This window comes from Streptomyces sp. NPDC052109 (assembly GCF_040680195.1).
Lineage (GTDB): Bacteria > Actinomycetota > Actinomycetes > Streptomycetales > Streptomycetaceae > Streptomyces.
Genome location: NZ_JBFAWF010000017.1, coordinates 1 through 17,330 on the forward strand (window position 1 = coordinate 1; position 17,330 = coordinate 17,330).

The 17,330-nt window shown below is 69.3% G+C and carries 14 protein-coding genes and 1 pseudogene; 5 read left to right on the forward strand and 10 right to left on the reverse strand.

Features of this window, described 5'->3' with window-relative positions:
- Together AB0L59_RS28800 and AB0L59_RS28805 are read left to right on the forward strand one after the other, a co-directional pair.
- Nucleotides 1–289: pseudogene (locus tag AB0L59_RS28800) on the forward strand (ISAs1 family transposase); the annotation flags it as partial.
- A 518-nt stretch (nucleotides 290–807) separates the two neighbouring features.
- Nucleotides 808–2,361, forward strand: coding sequence for a hypothetical protein (locus AB0L59_RS28805; protein WP_365589248.1), 1,554 nt, complete (start codon nucleotides 808–810; stop codon nucleotides 2,359–2,361).
- Between the two features lie 94 nt (nucleotides 2,362–2,455).
- Here AB0L59_RS28805 and AB0L59_RS28810 read toward each other — a convergent pair whose 3' ends face one another.
- The 10 genes from AB0L59_RS28810 to AB0L59_RS28855 form a co-directional block, all read right to left on the reverse strand.
- The gene (locus tag AB0L59_RS28810; protein WP_365589250.1) at nucleotides 2,456–3,403 is read right to left on the reverse strand and encodes an alpha/beta hydrolase; all 948 of its coding nucleotides are present in this window, start codon (nucleotides 3,401–3,403) and stop codon (nucleotides 2,456–2,458) included.
- A 48-nt stretch (nucleotides 3,404–3,451) separates the two neighbouring features.
- Nucleotides 3,452–4,096, reverse strand: a complete 645-nt coding sequence (locus AB0L59_RS28815; protein WP_365589253.1) for an LUD domain-containing protein — start codon at nucleotides 4,094–4,096, stop codon at nucleotides 3,452–3,454.
- Nucleotides 4,093–5,532, reverse strand: a complete 1,440-nt coding sequence (locus AB0L59_RS28820; RefSeq protein WP_365589255.1) for a lactate utilization protein B — start codon at nucleotides 5,530–5,532, stop codon at nucleotides 4,093–4,095. Before AB0L59_RS28820 ends, AB0L59_RS28815 begins: the two co-directional genes overlap by 4 nt.
- Nucleotides 5,529–6,293, reverse strand: a complete 765-nt coding sequence (locus AB0L59_RS28825; protein WP_365589258.1) for a (Fe-S)-binding protein — start codon at nucleotides 6,291–6,293, stop codon at nucleotides 5,529–5,531. Before AB0L59_RS28825 ends, AB0L59_RS28820 begins: the two co-directional genes overlap by 4 nt.
- On the reverse strand, nucleotides 6,290–7,204 hold the full coding sequence (locus AB0L59_RS28830; RefSeq protein WP_365589261.1) for a carbohydrate ABC transporter permease: 915 nt from the start codon (nucleotides 7,202–7,204) through the stop codon (nucleotides 6,290–6,292). Before AB0L59_RS28830 ends, AB0L59_RS28825 begins: the two co-directional genes overlap by 4 nt.
- A complete protein-coding gene (locus AB0L59_RS28835) occupies nucleotides 7,201–8,133 on the reverse strand; it encodes a sugar ABC transporter permease (protein WP_365589264.1) in 933 nt (310 codons plus the stop codon). Before AB0L59_RS28835 ends, AB0L59_RS28830 begins: the two co-directional genes overlap by 4 nt.
- Nucleotides 8,130–9,515, reverse strand: coding sequence for an extracellular solute-binding protein (locus tag AB0L59_RS28840; protein WP_365589267.1), 1,386 nt, complete (start codon nucleotides 9,513–9,515; stop codon nucleotides 8,130–8,132). Before AB0L59_RS28840 ends, AB0L59_RS28835 begins: the two co-directional genes overlap by 4 nt.
- A 95-nt stretch (nucleotides 9,516–9,610) precedes the next feature.
- On the reverse strand, nucleotides 9,611–10,708 hold the full coding sequence (locus tag AB0L59_RS28845; protein WP_365589269.1) for an enolase C-terminal domain-like protein: 1,098 nt from the start codon (nucleotides 10,706–10,708) through the stop codon (nucleotides 9,611–9,613).
- 49 nt (nucleotides 10,709–10,757) lie between these two features.
- The gene (locus AB0L59_RS28850) at nucleotides 10,758–13,778 is read right to left on the reverse strand and encodes a discoidin domain-containing protein (protein ID WP_365589548.1); all 3,021 of its coding nucleotides are present in this window, start codon (nucleotides 13,776–13,778) and stop codon (nucleotides 10,758–10,760) included.
- A 385-nt stretch (nucleotides 13,779–14,163) separates the two neighbouring features.
- The gene (locus tag AB0L59_RS28855) at nucleotides 14,164–15,012 is read right to left on the reverse strand and encodes an FCD domain-containing protein (protein WP_365589271.1); all 849 of its coding nucleotides are present in this window, start codon (nucleotides 15,010–15,012) and stop codon (nucleotides 14,164–14,166) included.
- 376 nt (nucleotides 15,013–15,388) lie between these two features.
- Between AB0L59_RS28855 and AB0L59_RS28860 the strand changes: the two genes are divergently transcribed.
- Genes AB0L59_RS28860 through AB0L59_RS28870 form a run of 3 tightly spaced genes read left to right on the forward strand, consistent with a single transcriptional unit; the run spans nucleotide 15,389 to nucleotide 17,301 of the window.
- On the forward strand, nucleotides 15,389–16,222 hold the full coding sequence (locus AB0L59_RS28860; RefSeq protein WP_365589273.1) for a fumarylacetoacetate hydrolase family protein: 834 nt from the start codon (nucleotides 15,389–15,391) through the stop codon (nucleotides 16,220–16,222).
- Between the two features lies 1 nt (nucleotide 16,223).
- Nucleotides 16,224–16,973, forward strand: a complete 750-nt coding sequence (locus AB0L59_RS28865; RefSeq protein WP_365589276.1) for an SDR family oxidoreductase — start codon at nucleotides 16,224–16,226, stop codon at nucleotides 16,971–16,973.
- Nucleotides 16,974–16,977: 4 nt separating this feature from the next.
- Nucleotides 16,978–17,301, forward strand: coding sequence for an L-rhamnose mutarotase (locus AB0L59_RS28870; protein ID WP_365589279.1), 324 nt, complete (start codon nucleotides 16,978–16,980; stop codon nucleotides 17,299–17,301).
- The last annotated feature ends 29 nt before the right edge of the window (nucleotides 17,302–17,330 follow it).

The window sequence follows — 17,330 nt, forward strand, 5'->3', positions numbered from 1 at the left end:
GACCGTCTACGCGGTCTCCAGCCTCTCCGCCGAACAGGCCACGCCCGCCCAGCTCGCGCAACTGGTCAAGGGACACTGGCAGGTCGAGGCCCTGCACCACGTCCGCGGCACCACCTTCGCCGAGGACGCCTCCCAACTGCGGACCGGCAACGCGCCACGCGCAATGGCCACCTGCCGCAACCTCGCGATCGGCGCCCTGAAACTCGCCGGGGCCGTCAGCATCGCCGCCGGCCTCCGCCGCAACGCCCGCGACCCCCACCGCCCACTCGAACTCCTCGGCCTCGGATGATCACAAACCGGACGTCATCCGACCACGCCGAAGCCCTGGGACCCCGGGCGGCGGATCCGCCTCGTCAACCGGCAGCCTGGATATCTCCCTTTGCCGAAGTCCGCGACCGGCTCCGACATCGACCATGGCCCGGAACCGCCAGGCAGCCCTCACCGTACGGCGGGATTGCGCGCGGCGGCCGTCGTCAACAGCGGCGGAGAGCACCGCCGGCACGTTCCCCGGTTTCACCGGTTCGGGCGTTGCCCGGTCGGCGTAGTGCTTTTCCTCGAATTCGATGGGGCCGAGGTGATCGACCCGTTTCTGGCGGCGGGTCAGGGCGCCGTCGAACGGGTCCGCTTGACGGACGTGCACTGCCTCGGGCTCAAGGACACGTCGCAGCACATATGGGCTTCAATGAGCCGAGTCGCGTGTTGGCTTCAAGGCACCCAGACCACGTGTGATTATATCGTGACAGTGAACGGTCCTCGCCTTCCAATTCCCCTGACCCCCGATGCGCATGAGTGGGAGGAATCCATTTCATGACGGATGGCAACGAAAATGCGCGTGCGGAACGATCACGCGGGAACTTGAGCAGGCGACGCCTTCTTCAAGGGACAGCGGGCACCTTCGGTGCCGCTCTGGCCTCCGCCGGCATCTACGAGATGATCGACAGCATTGCAAAACCACCGGACCGGGCCACTGCCGCCGACAGCATCCAGGAACAATATATCCTGCAGAACGAGCAGGTGATCAAGGTCGATGGCTCGGGCGTGAAGAGCGGCAAGGGCACGATCGCGGTCCGGGTGCCGGCCCTGCACGATCACGTCATTACCGCAAAGCTGAATGTGCCGGCGGAAGCCAAGGCGTTGCAGGAGGCGCAGCACCACCTCGAGACCGCCCTCCTGGATCTGGAACGCCGATTTCCGCCCACTCCCACAGGAGTGGCCACCACGGTGGCCTGGGGACTTCCCTACTTCCACCACTACATCCCGACCCTGGGCAAGACGTCGGACTTCTTCAAGGCGGGGACACGTTACCCCACGTACCTGCCGGTCGATTTGACGTCCTCCAAGGCGGAGGGCCATACCGTGTACGCGCTGCAGGAGGCCAGGACGTTTCCCAGCGACGAGCCCCCGCCCGGTTTCGGGCCGGTCCGCCTGGAACAGAACGACGTGGCCGTGCTACTCCGCAGTGACTCGCTCGCCCATGTCAAGGAGGCCCAAAAGGCCCTCTTCGGGCTTGGGAGCAACCAGGCGGGCAGCCTGTTCAAGGTGACGAGTATCCGCCAGGGATTCTCCGGGGGCGGTTTCTACGGGCAACAGGGCCTGCCGAGCAAGCTGGCGCTGGCGGCCAATATCCCCGGCGCACACTCGATCCCTCGACAGGCGCAGGGTTTCCTCGGCTTCGCCACCACCCTGGACTCGAACATGGGACCCGGCAACATCCCGAGTCTGGAGACCCTGCCTGGCGTCACCGATCAGTGGCCCAACGGTTACTTCAAACAGGGGACCACCATGCATCTCTCGCACCTGTTTCAGGACCTGGTGGCATGGTACGAACAGAAGTACCGCACGTACGCCGATCGCGTCCAGGCGATGCTGCAGCCCGGCCTCTCGCCCGCGCCGGGTACGTTCGCCCTCCAACCGCCAGGTCAAAGTGAGGCCGAAGTGGCGCAAGGGGTCAAGCAGTACCACGCCTACGGCCACACGGGGAGCATGTCGAAGGTGGACAGCACCACATCATCGACGACCAGCAATTACGGGAAGGTCTACCCCAGCGGGACGACCATCCCCGTGCGCGGGGATTTCGACACGCTGGACAACCCGTTCCACTACACATCCGATCCGACGGGAGACCACTACAGCAGCAAGAAAGCGGCCGGGCTGCACTTCATTTCGTTCCAGCCGACTGTCGGGATCTTCAATCTCGTTCGGCTGGCGATGGACGGCCACTATCCGGACAGGACACTCTCCATCGCACCGCGCAGCCCCCACGCCGGCATCAACTCGGTCCTGCACACGACCCACCGGCAGAACTATCTGGTTCCACCACGCCGCCACCGCTCCTTCCCGCTCGCCGAGTTCCTCGTCTGAGTGGCTGTCGTGCCGGAGAGCGAACCGCCCGGGTCGTGTGCCGGCGGTGGCCCCCGGCGTGCGCCGGGGCGGGCTCACTCGGCCGAGCGCGGGGTCACGGGGCAACCGGCCGGATTCCCGCGGCCCGGTCGGTCGCGGGGTGGCGCAGGTGATGGGCGAGGAAGGCGACGCAGCGGGCGACGACCGGAGCGACGTCGGCGTTGAGGAAGATGTGCTCGGCGCCCGGTACGGCGACGAGCTCCGCGTGGTTGCCTGCGGCCTGCAGGAGTCCGGCCAGGCGCTCGCTGTGCTCGAAGGGGACGAGCGTGTCGTGGGTGCCGTGGACCAGGAGGAAGGGCGGCGCCGGGGATCGCGTGTAGCTGACCGGGCTGGCGGCCGCCGCCAGGTGCAGCCGGTCGGCCGGGTCGCCGCCCAGGAGGGTGACGAAGGGGTCGTGGGGGCCAGGCGCGTCCGGCAGCAGCGCCCCCACGTCGGTGATCCCGTACCAGTCCACGACTGCTCCGACCGTCGTGTCGCCCTGTGCGATCCCTTCCGTTCCCTCGAGCGAGGGGTGGGCTGCGCCGGTGAGCCCGGCCAGCGCGGCCAGGTGCCCGCCGGCGGACTCCCCCCACAAGCCGATCCGCGTCCGGGCGATCCCGAGCGTCCCGGCGTAGTGGCGCAGGTAGCGGATGGCCGCCTTGACGTCGTGCAGTTGGGCGGGGAAGGGGGCTTCGCGGGCGTGGCGGTAGTCGATGGTGGCGACGGCGAGTCCGGCCCGCAGCAAGGAGCCGAAGAGAAGGTCCGCGCTCACGGTCGGCGGCGGGTGGCGCCGGTCGCCCTCCATCCAGGCGCCGCCGTGGATCCAGACCACCACGGCGGGGGGTTCGGCAGCCGCCGGCACGGACAGGTCCAGTAGCCGCGGCCGGTAACCGGAGTTGGTGGCGTAGCTCAGCCCGTCGTATCGGCGGACGCCGTCTGCGGCGGTGGTGGGGGCGGTCGGTGGGAGCTGTACCGGCGGTACGGCGAGTTCGGGCGGCGGCCAGGCGATGGGCTCGGAGGGCAAGGCTGCTCCAGGTGTCGTCGGGTGAGGGGTGCGCGGCGCCGGTGCGGCTCAGGGGTGGACGAGGACGACGTCGAGGATTCGGGGGCCGTGGACGCCTTCGACGCGTTCGAGTTCGATGTCGCTGGTGGCGGAGGGACCGGAGATCCAGGTGAGCGGGCGGTTCGGGGAGAGCCTCGCCACGGCGGCCGGAACCGAGGCGACGACCTGTTCCGGGGCGCGCACCACGCAGAGGTGGTGGTCGGGGATCAGGCTCAGCGCACGTCGGCCCTGCCCCGGCCCGCCGTCCAGCACGATCGTGCCCGTCTCGGCGATGGCCAGCGCACACCCCGTCACCACGCTGTCCGCCGCCTCCCAGGCACGCGGGCTCAGCGGCGGGGTGTCGGTGAGCCGTTCGGCCACGGACTCGGACAACCACTCCACGGGCAGCCCCTCGGGGACGACGACCGCACGAGCACCCCGCCGGGCCAGCACCGCGGCCACCGTCCCGGGCAGACCGGCGGGGTCGCACCGGTGCACGGCCGCGCGGTACTCGGTGAGACGGTCCTGGAGCAGGTCCAGCAGCTCACCGGGGTCGTCCGCGGCGTGCGCGGCCCGGTAGTCGCGGGCGACGGGGACATCCTCGGGCCCCTCCTGGCGGGGGACGTCGCTGAGGGCCGTGCGGATGCGGCCGAGCACCACGTCCCGGCTGCTCATGGGCGCTCCTCGGTCGTTCGGTTGGCGCGCCACCAGTCGCGGAAGGGCGCGGCCGGGATGCGGGGCAGATCTCGGGACTCGCTCCAGGCACCGCTGCCGGGGCCGGGCAGGCGGCGGGGGTGCAGCCGTCGGGTACGGGAGGCGGTGCGCTCGGCCGCGGCGAGAACCGCCGGCCGGTCGAGGATCCAGCCGGCCGCGCGAATGGCGGCCTTCTCCAGCCGGTGGCCCGCACCGCCCTGTTCGGCCACCCGTTCGCGGAGGTGGACGAGGACTTCGGGGATGTCGATGGCGACCGGGCAGACGTCGTAGCAGGCGCCGCACAGCGAGGAGGCGTAGGGCAGGGACGCGTCCAGTTCGGTACCGGTCCCGCGGAGTTGGGGGGTGAGGATGGCTCCGATGGGGCCGGGGTAGGGCGAGCCGTAGGCGTGGCCGCCGGCGCGTTCGTAGACGGGGCAGACGTTGAGGCACGCGGAGCAGCGGATGCAGCGCAGCGCCTGGCGGCCCACTTCGTCGGCGAGGGTGGCGGTGCGGCCGTTGTCGAGCAGGACCAGGTGGAATTCCCGGGGCCCGTCGCCTTCGGTGGTGCCGGACCACATCGAGGTGTACGGGTTCATCCGTTCGGCGGTGGAGGAGCGGGGCAGGGTCTGGAGGAAGACCTCCAGGTCCCGCCAGGTGGGTACGACTTTCTCGATGCCCACCACGGAGATCAGCGTCTCGGGCAGGGTCAGGCACATCCGGCCGTTGCCCTCCGACTCCACGACGACCACCGTGCCCGTTTCGGCGACCATGAAGTTCCCGCCGGAGACGGCCACTTTGGCGCGGAGGAACTTCTCGCGCAGGTGCAGGCGGGCGGCCTCGGCAAGTTCCGCGGGATCGTCGGTGAGCCCCTCGGGCGCCGGGCGCCCCCACTGGCTCATGCTCTCGCGGAAGACGTCCCGGATCTCGCCCCGGTTTTTGTGGATCGCCGGGACCAGGATGTGGGAGGGCCGGTCGTCGCCCAACTGCACGATCAGTTCGGCGAGGTCGGTCTCGTATGCGGTGATGCCTTCGGCGGCCAGGGCTTCGTTGAGGCCGATCTCCTGGGTGGCCATGGACTTGACCTTGACGACCTCGGTCTCCCCGGTGGCCTTGATCAGGTCGGCGACGATCCGGTTGGCCTCGCCGGCATCGGCCGCCCAGTGCACCACACCGCCGGCTCGGGTGACCGCCGCCTCCAACTGCTCGAGGTAGTGGTCGAGATGGCGCAGGGTCCGGTCCTTGATCGCGGCTCCGGCGGCGCGCAGTCGTGCCCAGTCGTCCAGCTCGGCGACGGCCTGCGCGCGCTTGGCGCGGATGGTGCCGGTGGCCCGGGTCAGGTTCGCCCGCAGACGGGTGTCCTGGGTGGCGGCGGCGGCCGCGCGGGGGAAGGCGGGCATCCCCAGGTACGTACCGGTCATCGCAAGGGTTCCGTCCGGGTGGAGGCAAGGATTTCGGCGAGGTGCAGCGGGCGCAGGTCACTGCCCCGCCGGCGCAGCATCCCGTCCAGGTGCATGAGGCAGGAGTTGTCGGCGCCGCACAGCACGCGGGCGCCGGTGGACTCGGCGTTGCGGATCTTGTCGGCGCCCATGGACGCCGAGACATCGGGGTTCTTCACCGCGAAGGTGCCCCCGAACCCACAGCACTCGTCCGCGCCGGGGAGTTCGACCAGTGCCAGGCCCTCGACCGCCTCCAGCAGCCGCCGGGGACGGTCACCGAGTCCCAGCACCCGCAGTCCGTGACAGGACGGGTGGTAGGTGACGGTGTGGGGGAAGTACGCGCCGACGTCGGTGACGCCCAGCACGTCGACCAGGAACTCGGTGAACTCGTGGACGCGGCCGGCCAGGGAGTGAGCCTGTTCGGCGAGGTCGTCGCCCCGCCCCTCGGCGGCGGCGCGGGCGCCAAGCCGGGGATAGTTGTCTCGGATCATGGCCACGCAGGAGCCGGACGGGGCCACCACGTGGTCGTATCCGTCGAACGCCTTGGCCATGCGCCGCACCAGCGGCTCGGTCTCCCGGCGGTAGCCGGTGTTGTACTGCGGCTGGCCGCAGCACGTCTGTTCGAAGGGGAAGTCCACCTCGACGCCGAGTCGTTCGAGGACGGTGACCGTGGCGATCGCCGTGGCGGGGTGGACGGCGTCGTTGACGCAGGTGGGGAAGAGGGCGACGCGGAGGGGACTCATTCCTTGGTCGCTCCGGCGAGCATCCCGGACACCAGTGTGCGCTGCGAGAACAGGAAGAGCACCAGAACGGGCAGGATGGCGACGATGATCGCCAGGGCCAGTTCCGGGATGGTGATGTTCAGACCCGCCCCGGCGACCGGGTTGAACGACGGGGTGGACGTCAGCAGCTGGTTCAGGCCCACCTGGACCGGGAACTGGTCGCTGTTCGGCAGGACGAGGTACGGCAGGAAGAAGTTGTTCCAGTTGCCCACGAAGCTGAAGAAGGCGACCAGTCCGACCACCGGCTTCGCCAGCGGAAGCGCGATGCGCGAGAAGAGCTGCCACTCCGAACAACCGTCGATCCGCGCGGCCGACAGCAGGTCCCTGGGCAGGCTGCTCCCGAAGTAGATGTACACGAGGTACACGCCGAACGGGTAGAAGGAGAAGGGCAGGATCACCGACCATATGGTGCCGATCAGGTGGAAGCGGTTGAGTTCCAGGAAGACCGGCAGCACCAGGGTGGCCTGCGGCATGATCATCGTGACCAGGGTGATCATGAGGAGCGTCTTGCGTCCGCGGAACTTCGTCAGGGCCAGCGCGTAACCGGCGGGCACGCTGACGGCCAGCGTCAGGATGAGCGAACCACCGGAGTAGATGGCCGAGTTGCGCAGCCAGGTGACCATGGCGCCGTCCTGGAAGGCGAACAGGTGCCGCCAGGCGGCGCCGATCTGCCGGAACGAGCCGAAGGAGAACGGGTTGTCCTGCACCACTTGGCCGGCGGTCTTCGACGGCGCGAGCAGCAGCCAGATCACCGGCAACACGAAGAACACCAGCAGCAGGGCCAGCAGGAGGCCCACCACCAGGAAGGAGGCGGCCCGGGAAGGGTGGAAGCGCCGGGCCGCCGCTGCCGAGGGGAGAGTGGTCTGTGTCATTTCTCGTCCAACTTGAACAGGTTCGATCGGGCCACCAGCAGTCCGGCCGCCAGGAGCCCCAGCGCAAGCAGGAAGACGGAGATGGCGGCGGCGCCGTTGAAGTCGCCCTGCTGGAAGGCGTAGACGTAGGCGAGCTGGTTGGGTGACCACGTGGGGCTCACCCGGCCGAGGCTGGCGGTCTGGAGCAACTGGGGCTCGACGAACAGCTGGGTGCCGGTGGCGAACGCCATGATTGCCATGTAGACGATCCACTGCCGGATCATCGGGATCTGGATGTGCCAGGCGGTGCGCCAGGGCCCCGCGCCGTCCATACGGGCGGCTTCCAGCACCTCGTCGGGGATGTTGTTCAGCGCCCCGTACATCACGACCATCCAGCCGCCGGCGCCGGTCCAGAAGGCGATCAGCATAAGGATCAGCGGCAGGTTGCCGGGCGAGAGCACGGCCGCGAAGGTCTGCAGTCCCATGCTCTTGAGCATCCAGGCCACCGGGCTGACGTCCGGGTCCAGCATGAACAGCCATACCAGGACGCTGGCGACCCCGGCGAGGGCGCCGGGAATGTAGTACAGGAAGCGGAAGAGCGCCGAGGTGCCCGGCCGCACCCGGCTGCGCAGGACCACCGCGACCAGGACCACCAGGACGACGAGTGTGACCAGCCACATGACCAGGTAGATCAGCATGTTCGTGAAGGCCGGCACGAAGCGGTAGTCCTGGGCGACCTTCACGAACTGGTTGAGTCCGGTGAACTGGCCGTGGTCGTTGGTGAGCGCCAGGTAGAACGAGTAGCCGGTGGGGAAGACACCGAACGCCAGCAGCAGCACCGCGTAGCCGGCGACGAAGAAGTAGCCCGCGAGACCGCGGCCCCCCCGCCGCGGCGTGATGCCGCGGCGGAGGGGGGAGACGGCGACGCGCTCGGTCTCCAGCAAGGTCATTGGTTGACCACCTGGTATCCGTGGGCCTTCGCCTCGTTGCTGATCTCCTGCTGCCACGCCGGCAGGGTCGAGGTCAGGGACTTGCCGGCGGTCAGGGCGGGCAGCACGACGCTGGACCAGGCGGTGGCGTCCGGGAACTTGGTGTTCGACCAGCCGGTCCACACCTCGTTGGCGGCCTCCTGGAAGGGCTTGCTCACGTCGTTGGCGAAGTAGTCGCTGTTGGCCGGGTTGGCCAGCCACGCCTGCGCGGCCTTGGTGTAGGCCGGGTAGGTCGGCGCGGACCTCTGGTTCTCGTCGGAGGTGGTCAGCCAGGTGGCCAGGTCCGTGGACGCCTTGAGGTTGGCGCTGTGCGAGGACACCATCCACACGCCGCCGCCGACGTTTCCGGTGGCGGTCGTCGTCTCACCCTTCCAGGTCAGCGGGGACGCCGCGGCGATCTGCTTGGCCGGGGCGTTGAAGGCGGCCTTGAAGAGGTACTGGCCGTACCAGGACGGCCCGTACGCCATCAGGACCTTGCTGCCGCTCTGCTTGGCGAAGCCCTGGCTGAAGAAGCCCTTGGTGGTGACGGCCTTCGCGGAGATCAGCCCGTCCAGCAGCTTCGCCATCCGGGTGCAGTTCGGGTCCTGCAGGGCGCTGCGCAGAGTGTCCGGCTTCGTCAGGCTGAACGCCGGGCACCGGCCGGACCAGAAGTACGACTCGTGGGAGTTGGTGTCGCCGACGGAGCCCACGAGGTAGCCGGGGTGGTCCTTGGCGACCTGCTTGCCCAGGGCTTCGTAGTCCTCCCAGGTGGTGGGGACCTTGTATCCCCACTTGTCCATGAGGGTCTTGTTGTACCAGAGAACGACCTGCGCGATGTCGTTGCGCAGGCAGTAGGTGTGGCCGTTGAACTGGCAGGGCGCGAGGGAGCCCTTGGCGAAGCCGTCCAGCGTGCTCTGGGGTACGAGCTTGTCGTCCAGGGGCGCGGCGAACGGCTGTGCGCCGGGCTTGGTGGGCTCCGACGCCCAGGTCACGTCGGTGGGTGAACCGAACACCACGTCCGGCCAGCCGCTGCCGGTCCGGTCGAAGAGCTGCACCTTCGTCTGGAGATACGTGGAACCGTCGGCACCGCCGTCGTACGTGACGATCTTCATCTTCACGTTCGGGTGCGACTTCTGGTACGCCTGCACCGACGGCAGGCGGGTCGAGTCGGCCCACACCGTGATCTGCGAGCCGTCCTTCTGCGTGACCGGCTTGAACGCCGACCCCGAGGAGGAGGCATCGGTGGAGGTGTTGGCGCTGGCGCACCCGGCCAGCACAGCCGCCATGGCCAGGGAGAGCACGGCCCCGGCGGTGCGCAGCACCGTACGGCGTCGGCCGACTCTCGGAGATCCGGAAGACCTCATCGTCTTGCCTTTCTTGTTTCTTGCATGGGACAGGTAACGCGCCTGATGGGGGGCGCCGGCTGCGGTGGCGGTCCGGGCGGACGGCCACCACCCGGTCAGCGCGGCTGCTCGACGAACGGCAGGAGTTCCTTGCCATAGCCGAAGTCGAGCGGGAGGGCTATGCCAGGCCCCGTGGGGGCGTGCACCAGACCCTGGTCGTCCACATGGCGCTCGCGGACGACCTTCGCCGCGGTCACCAGGGACTCGTAGTAGGTGGTGTTGGAGATGGCCATGCACAGGTGGTGGTTCGGGATGTCCGAACCGTGCACCTCGGCCCGCAGCCGGTAGGCGTCGGCGAGGTGTGCGGTGCGCATGGCGCCGGTGATGCCACCCCGGAGGGTGGTGCCGGCCCGCACCCCGAAGGTGGCGGCACCGGCCCGGATGAAGTCCGCGGAGTTCATGTGCGCTCCGTCGGAGGTCTCGGCCACCAGCAGCGGTATGTCCACGGCCGCTGCCAGCCGCTGGTACGCGGAGATGCTGAACTCGCGCATCGGCTCCTCGTACCAGAGGTAGTCGGCCTCCGAGAGCGCCCGGCCCAGGCGGATCGCGTCGGGCAGGTCGAAGCCGGCCGACCCGTCGTACATGAGGGGGATCGACGGACCCACGTGGTCGCGCAACGCCAGGCACAGCTCGGCGTCACGCCGGGCATCGCCCCAGGCGTGCAGCTTGATACCGCGGTAGCCCAGTTCCAGGCACTGGTCCGCCACGTCGAGGAACTCCGCGATGCTGGAGAACGTCGAGGTGGAGGCGTAGGCGGGGATCGCCTCGCGGAAGCCGCCCAGCAGCCGCCAGACCGGCTGACCGTGGTACCGGCCGGCCAGGTCCCACAGGGCGGTGTCGATCAGGCCCAGGGCGGGGAGCGGGAGCTCGTGGATACGGTCCAGCTCCCACACCCGGTGCCACAGCCATTCCCGCTGGAACGGGTCGGCTCCGACCAGTTCCTCGCGGAAGACCCGCTCCACCAGGTCCCGCAGGGTGGCGAAGGCTCCGGGCCGGGCGAACAGCGCCACCCCCTCGGCTCCCTCGTCGGTGCCGATGCGCAGCACCGCGCCGTCGCCCACCGGAGCGCTTCCGCTCAGTCCGTCCCTCCAGCGGAAGGGCGGGCTGGCCGGCGGAACTTCGATCCGGTGTACCTCGACATGGGTGATCTTCATCCTGATGTCATTTCTCTGTGAGCGGGCGGTCTCCAGGGGCGCGTACGGGTCAGAAGTCGCCGTATGCCTGGAGCTCGTAGATGCTGCCGCCGTTCCAGCTGGATCCGGTGACGGTCAGCCGCAGATAGCGGGCGGTGACGGGCGAGTCGGCGAACGAGTAGTTGGTCGCCGAGACGGTGTTCTCGGAGGTGTGGTCCTCGAACGTGGACCACGTGACGCCGTCGGCGGAGTACTCGAGCAGGTACTTGTAGCCGCTGGGCTTCTCGAAGGTGGTCGCCACGCTGGAGACCGAGGTGTCCTGGCCCAGGTCCACCTGGATCCAGGACGGGTCGGGCAGCCCCAGGCCCTGGGCCCAGCGGGTGGACAGGTCGCCGTCCACCGCCTTCTGAGGCGTGTTGTCCTCCGAGTACGAGGAAGCGGTGACCGCCTTGTTCTGCGCCAGGTCGTGGTCGGCCGGCATGGTGATGACGGCCGCCGGGCTGGGGTCGGAGGTGTTCAGCGCGGCGTCGCGGGCGACGACCGTGAAGGAGTACTGCTTGTCCGGAGTCAGGCCGGGGACCCGCAGGGTCGTGGCGTCGGTGACGGCGATCCGCTTGCCGTCCTGGTAGACGGCGTAGGTGGTCACGCCGGTGTCGTCGGTCGCGGCGGGCCAGGTGAGGTCCGCCAGGCTCGGCAGCAGCGGCTTGACGGTGGGCTGCCCGGGGGCCGCGGGAGGCGTGTGGTCGGAACTGGGCGCCCTGGGCGTGCCGTAGACCTGGAAGTCGTAGATGCTTCCGCCGTTGCCGCTGGAGCCGGTGACCGTCAGCCGGACGAAGCGGCCGGCGACCGGATCGGCGGTGTGGGAGTAGTCGGTCATCGCCGTGGTGTTCGCGGAGGTGTGGTCCGCCAGCGTCCGCCAGTGGACCTCGTCCGGGGACACCTCGATGCGGTACTTGTAACCGCTGCTCTTCTCGAAGGTGGTGATCGCGCCGTTCACGTCGTACTGGGCACCGAGGTCCACCTGGATCCAGGACGGGTCGGGCAGACCGAGGCCCTGGGCCCAGCGGGTGGACAGGTCGCCGTCCACCGCCTTCTCGGGGGTGTTGTCCTCGGAGTACGAGGAGTAGGTGACCGGCTTCTTCAGCGCCAGGTCGGCGCCGGAGGGCATGGTGACCTGCAGTGCCTGGCTCGGCTCGGACTCGTTGCCGGCCGCGTCGCGGGCGGTGATCCGGAAGCTGTACGTCTTCCCGCCGGTCAGGCCGGAGAGGCGCACCGAGGTCTTGCCGGTGGCGCTGACGAGCGTGCCGTCACGGTAGACGGAGTAGCCCGTGACACCCGTGTCGTCGGTGGACGCCGGCCAGCTGAGGTCCGCGACGGTCGGGAAGTCCGTGACCGCGGTCGGGGTGCCGGGCGCGGTGGGCGCCTGGCGGTCGGTGACGTCCGGGCCGGGGTCGAGGTGACGGTAGCGCGGCTGGAGACCGGCGTTGTTCACGATCGAGGCCGGGAGCTGGTCGCAGGAGCCGACGGTGGTGTTGCCGCTCACGTTGTTGCCCGTGCTGTTGGCCTGGGTGGTGAACGCGGGCTGGGTGGTGAAGTTGCCGGTGGCGGTGATGTCCATGCCGTGGTTCATCAGCAGCCACTGGTACGCCACGTCGCAGAAGGCGTTGCCGGTGTTCTGCCAGTAGCGGCTGCCCTCGTCGTGGTAGACGGCACCGTAGGCCGGCGCCGGGACGCCGTGGATGTAGTTGCCGGCGACCACGCCGCCGGGGTTGGTGCTGAGGGTGTAGACGGCGCCGCCGTCGGCCTGCGACTTCATGATGTCGGAGATGTCGTTGTCGGTGACCTTGTTGTCCCGGCTGGTGGTGTCGGTGTTCCAGATCGGTACGCCGGAGTTGCCGGGGTAGTTGGTGTCGCCGCCCTTGTCGGTCAGACCCCAGCCCCAGCCGACGGAGATGCCGCTGTAGGGCAGGTCGTAGACCTTGTTGTGGGTGATCACCGTGTGGTCGGTGTAGCCGGCCAGGATGCCCACCGAGCCGTTGTACTGGTCGGCGACCTTGGTGACCACGTTGTTGTCGACCGTGGTGTCCTTGGTGATGTCACGCGGGTCGTCGGGGTGGGCGTCGATCACGTCGGTGCCGCCGATCTGGATGCCGGTGGCGGCGATCTGGCGGAAGACGTTGCCCGTGATGTCGGTGCCCTGGGTGCCGGTGTTCAGATTGAGACCGACCGCGCCGAGGTGGGTGAAGGTGTTGTCCTGGAAACCGAGGCCGTGGCCGTAGCTCACGTTGACCGCGCCCGGCGTCTTCTGCCACTTCAGACGGGTCGAGTCGAAGTCGGGGTTGTTGTCACCGACCATCCGGAAGCCCGCCTGACCCTCGATGAGGCCGTCGGACGAGCTGGGGGCGAGCCAGGTGGAGTACGAGAAGGTGATGCCCTGGAAGGACACGTTGGTCACCGGGTCGGCCCTGGTGCCGTTCAGGTCGACCAGGTCCTGCACGCGCGGGACCGTGACGGTCGCGGTGGACAGGTCCTGACCGTCCTTGGGCATGTAGTAGATCTCGCCCGCGCCCTTGTCCAGGTACCACTCGCCGGGCGTGTCCAGCAGCTCGCGGGCGTTCTCCAGCCAGGTCGGGTCGGTGATCTCCTGACCCTGCTGGAGGTTGGCGTTGTGCCAGCAGGGCTGCTGCATCGTCATCGTGTTGCCGGAGATCGACTGTACGGGGCAGCGCATGAGCTTCCAGCCCCAACTGCTGACGACCTCCAGGTCCGAGGGACGCTTGTAGTCGCTGAGGCTGCTGTCGGTGAAGGTGTAGCCGGTGGACGTCTTGCTGAAGCCGGCCGGGTTCTTCCCACCCCGCGCCCTGGTCTCCAACTCGCCGTTCACATAGAGCTGACGGGTGTCGAGGTCGCCGACCTTGGCCTTGTAGACCTTGCCCGACGAGTCGGCCGCGGTCCAGCCGGTGACCTGCGTGCCGCCACTGATCACCGGGTGCGCGCCGGGGGCGGCCTCGTAGACGATCCGGTGCCCGGCACTGCCCGAATCCTGGGCAGTGAGGGTGAAGGTCCGGCTCAGCCGGTAGGTACCCGACATCAGCCGCACGCGGACGTCGCCGGAGACCTTCTTCTTGACGTCACGCACGTAGTCCCGTGCGTGTTCCAGCGTCTTGAACGGATGCTTGGCGGTACCGGAGCCGGCGTCGCGGCCGGTCGGCGAGACATAGACGTCCAGGCCCGACGCGTGCGATGGGGACGCCTGGGCCGGCACGGTGGCCAGCGGCGTCGTTATCGCGGCGAGGGACAGAGCGGCCACGAAAACTCTTCGGAGGGACACGCGTATTCGTGGAGAAACAGACGGTACAGACACAGAAATCCAATCGCCTGAATGAGGTGACGTTCCGGGAGCCCGCTCGTCCTGCGGGTTCCTCCGGCGTTGGGTGGCTCGGCCCGCGAGCCCGTCCTACCGGCGCGGTGCCGGTCTACGAGGCGGATGTCTCCGGGGACGACGGCTCGTCCGCGGCACCGGCGCTCCTCGGCGGCTGCGCCGGCGCCCCGGAGGCGCCGCGGCCGTCAAGATTGAACAGCCGGTCACGGATCTTGCGTTCGAACTGGCTCCGCGTGGTGGCGATGTGCTCCACCATCAGCTCCGCGGCGAGATCGGCCGCCCCCGCGGCGACCGCCTCAGCTATGGCGAGGTGCTGTCCTGCGGCCACTTCCAGCGACCCGGGCACGTCACCGTGGAAGAGCAGTACGTCGGACTGTGACGCGAAACGCCGCACGTTGGCGACGCTCGATCTCAGAAAGACATTGTGTGCGGCGGCGCCCACCGCGTCGTGGAACGCCGTGTCGGCCCCGGCGAAGGCGTGCCCGTCCGCCGCCCGGGCCGCCTCCAGGGACGACTCGGCGCACTCCCGGATGGTCCGGACCTCGATCGGCGTGGCGAGGGAGGCCGCACGGCGCGCCGTCTCCGACTCGATCACCGTCCGGTAGTCAAGCAGCATCAGGACGTGTTCCATGCTCGTCGGCCGGAAGTGCGAGAGCTGGTCGTCCACCAGCCCGCCGGTGGACTCGGCGACGAAGATGCCCGCGCCACGCCGCACACTCAGCCGGCCGATGGCGGCCAGGACCTTCACCGCCTCGCGGGTCACATTGCGAGAGGCGCCCAGGATCTCAGCCAGGCCCTGCTCCGTGGGCAGCCGGTCGCCGGCCCGCAGGTTCTGCTCGTCGATGTAGTTCAGCAGCTGCTCGGCGACCAGCTCATAGCCCGGCCGGTAGCGAGGCGACGCCTCGTCATCCCCTTCACCAGGGACCTGTGTTGCGGCTGCCACGGGGTGACCCTCCTCTTGCCTGTTTCGCATTAATCAGGTTCATCGGCGAGGGCAACTATGACATCGACGTTACGGACTGGAAAGAGTCCGAGGAGTTTTTTGTTCGCTCCTTCCTTAAAACGCCCATCTACCATGACAAAACGGGTATCCCGCTCGGAACTATTGCACAGGAAGGGTCGGATCCTTATGGTCCTGCCTGTCGGATGAAGCAGATCCTTCACGATGGAGATCACGCCGGCCCCCGGAGGGGCGGTCCGCGCGGCTGCCATCAGGACCCGCATCCGGCTCGAGCCGCTAATCGGAGCGCGGGGCCGTACGGCCCGGCGGCGCCCCATGCGGCGGGAATTCCGAGCGCGCACCGGTGGGAGAGACCGCTATGAGACTGGCCCGGCACGGCACGGCAGGAGCCGAACGCCCCCTGATATCCGGGGCGGACGGACCGTGGCACGACCTGCGCCCCGTCGTCGAAGACCTGACGCCCGACACCCTTCCCACGGTCCTGGACGGCGTCGACCTCGACGCGCTGCCGGTGGTCGAGTCGCCCGGCCGGTTCGGACCGCCGCTGACCGGGATCGGGAAGATCGTCTGCATCGGGCTGAACTACCGGCAGCACGCCGCGGAGACCGGCGCCGCCGTCCCCGAGGAGCCCATCGTCTTCCTCAAGACGCCGGACACCGTGGTCGGCCCCGACGACGAGGTCCTGATCCCCCGCCGCTCCCTGAAGACCGACTACGAGGTCGAACTCGCCGTCGTCATCGGCCGCGAGGCCCGCTATCTGCCCGACGAGGCCGCCGCTGCCGCGTGCGTGGCCGGTTACGCGATCAGCAATGACGTCTCCGAGCGCGAGTTCCAGCTCGAACGCGGCGGCCAGTGGGACAAGGGCAAGAACTGCGAGACGTTCAATCCGCTGGGCCCCTGGCTGCTCACTGCGGACGAGGTGCCCGACCCACAGGCGCTCGGCCTGCGGCTGTCGGTCAACGGCGAGCCGCGCCAGGACGGCAACACCTCCGACATGATCTTCGGTGTGCACCACCTGATCCGGTATCTGAGCCACTTCATGGTGCTTCGTCCCGGTGACGTCATCAACACCGGTACCCCCGCGGGCGTCGCACTGGGCCGGCCCGGCCTGCCCTACCTGCGAGCGGGCGACGTCGTGGACCTGGAGATCGACGGCCTCGGCCGCCAGCGGCAGACATTCGGGCAGGCCTGACATGGGTGCTTTCGACGGACTCAGGGCTCTGGTCACCGGCGGTGCCTCCGGCATCGGCCTTGCCACCGCCCGGTTGCTCGCCGCCGAGGGGGCCCGGGTGGCCGTGCTCGATCTGCAGGCCGCGCCCGAGGGCTTCACCGCTCACGTCCGGGCCGACATCGGCGACGACACCTCGGTCCGGGACGGCGTCGGAGCGGCCGTCGCCGCCCTCGGAGGCCTGGACGTGCTGGTCAACAACGCCGGGATCGGCGCGCAGGGCGGCATCGAGGACAACCCCGACGAGGAGTGGCACCGCGTCCTGGACATCAACGTCCTGGGGCTGGTGCGGGTCACGCGCGCCGCGCTGCCCGCGCTGCGTGCCTCCGCCCACGCGGCGGTCGTCAACGTCAGCTCGATCGCCGCGACGGCCGGCCTGCCGCAGCGGGCGCTGTACTCGGCCAGCAAGGGCGCCGTGCTGTCGCTGACCCGGGCGATGGCCGCCGACCTGCTGCCGGCCGGCATCCGGGTCAACGCCGTCAACCCCGGCACCGCCGACACACCGTGGGTCAGCCGGCTGCTGGACCGGGCGGACGACCCGGCGGCCGAACACGCGGCGCTGGCCGCCCGGCAACCGCACGGGCGCCTGGTCAGCGCCGACGAGGTCGCCGCCGCCGTCGCCTATCTGGCCTCCCCGGCCGCCGCCTCCACGACGGGCACCTCCCTGGCCGTGGACGGCGGCATGGACGGACTGCGACTGCGGAAAGAGGGCTGAGCGGATGCAGCGCTTCGCCGCCGTGATCCGTCTGCGGCCCGAGAAGGAGCGGGAGTACCGCGAACTGCACGCCGCCGCGTGGCCGGGGGTGCTCGCGGCCCTCAAGCGGGCCAACATCGGCAACTACTCCATCTTCCTCCGGGACGGCCTGCTCTTCAGCTACCTCGAGTACACAGGTACCGACTACTCCGGCGACACCGCGGCGATCGCCGCCGACCCGGTCTCCCGCGAGTGGTGGGAGTTGACCGATCCGTGCCAGCAGCCGCTGGACAGCGTGGCCGAGGGGCAGTGGTGGGCACCCGCCGAGGAGGTCTTCCACCTCGACTGACGGCACGTGGCCGCCCCCGGTCCGTGCCC

What these genes read in the sequence shown, in the direction of transcription:
- AB0L59_RS28870 (WP_365589279.1), top strand. Translation starts at nt 16,978, where the DNA reads ATGCAGCGCTTCGCCGCCGTGATCCGTCTGCGGCCCGAGAAGGAGCGG.
- AB0L59_RS28815 (WP_365589253.1), bottom strand. Translation starts at nt 4,096, where the DNA reads ATGAGCAGCCGGGACGTGGTGCTCGGCCGCATCCGCACGGCCCTCAGC.
- AB0L59_RS28860 (WP_365589273.1), top strand. Translation starts at nt 15,389, where the DNA reads ATGAGACTGGCCCGGCACGGCACGGCAGGAGCCGAACGCCCCCTGATA.
- AB0L59_RS28840 (WP_365589267.1), bottom strand. Translation starts at nt 9,515, where the DNA reads ATGAGGTCTTCCGGATCTCCGAGAGTCGGCCGACGCCGTACGGTGCTG.
- AB0L59_RS28850 (WP_365589548.1), bottom strand. Translation starts at nt 13,778, where the DNA reads ATGTCGGGTACCTACCGGCTGAGCCGGACCTTCACCCTCACTGCCCAG.
- AB0L59_RS28830 (WP_365589261.1), bottom strand. Translation starts at nt 7,204, where the DNA reads ATGACACAGACCACTCTCCCCTCGGCAGCGGCGGCCCGGCGCTTCCAC.
- AB0L59_RS28835 (WP_365589264.1), bottom strand. Translation starts at nt 8,133, where the DNA reads ATGACCTTGCTGGAGACCGAGCGCGTCGCCGTCTCCCCCCTCCGCCGC.
- AB0L59_RS28845 (WP_365589269.1), bottom strand. Translation starts at nt 10,708, where the DNA reads ATGAAGATCACCCATGTCGAGGTACACCGGATCGAAGTTCCGCCGGCC.
- AB0L59_RS28825 (WP_365589258.1), bottom strand. Translation starts at nt 6,293, where the DNA reads ATGAGTCCCCTCCGCGTCGCCCTCTTCCCCACCTGCGTCAACGACGCC.
- AB0L59_RS28865 (WP_365589276.1), top strand. Translation starts at nt 16,224, where the DNA reads ATGGGTGCTTTCGACGGACTCAGGGCTCTGGTCACCGGCGGTGCCTCC.
- AB0L59_RS28820 (WP_365589255.1), bottom strand. Translation starts at nt 5,532, where the DNA reads ATGACCGGTACGTACCTGGGGATGCCCGCCTTCCCCCGCGCGGCCGCC.
- AB0L59_RS28805 (WP_365589248.1), top strand. Translation starts at nt 808, where the DNA reads ATGACGGATGGCAACGAAAATGCGCGTGCGGAACGATCACGCGGGAAC.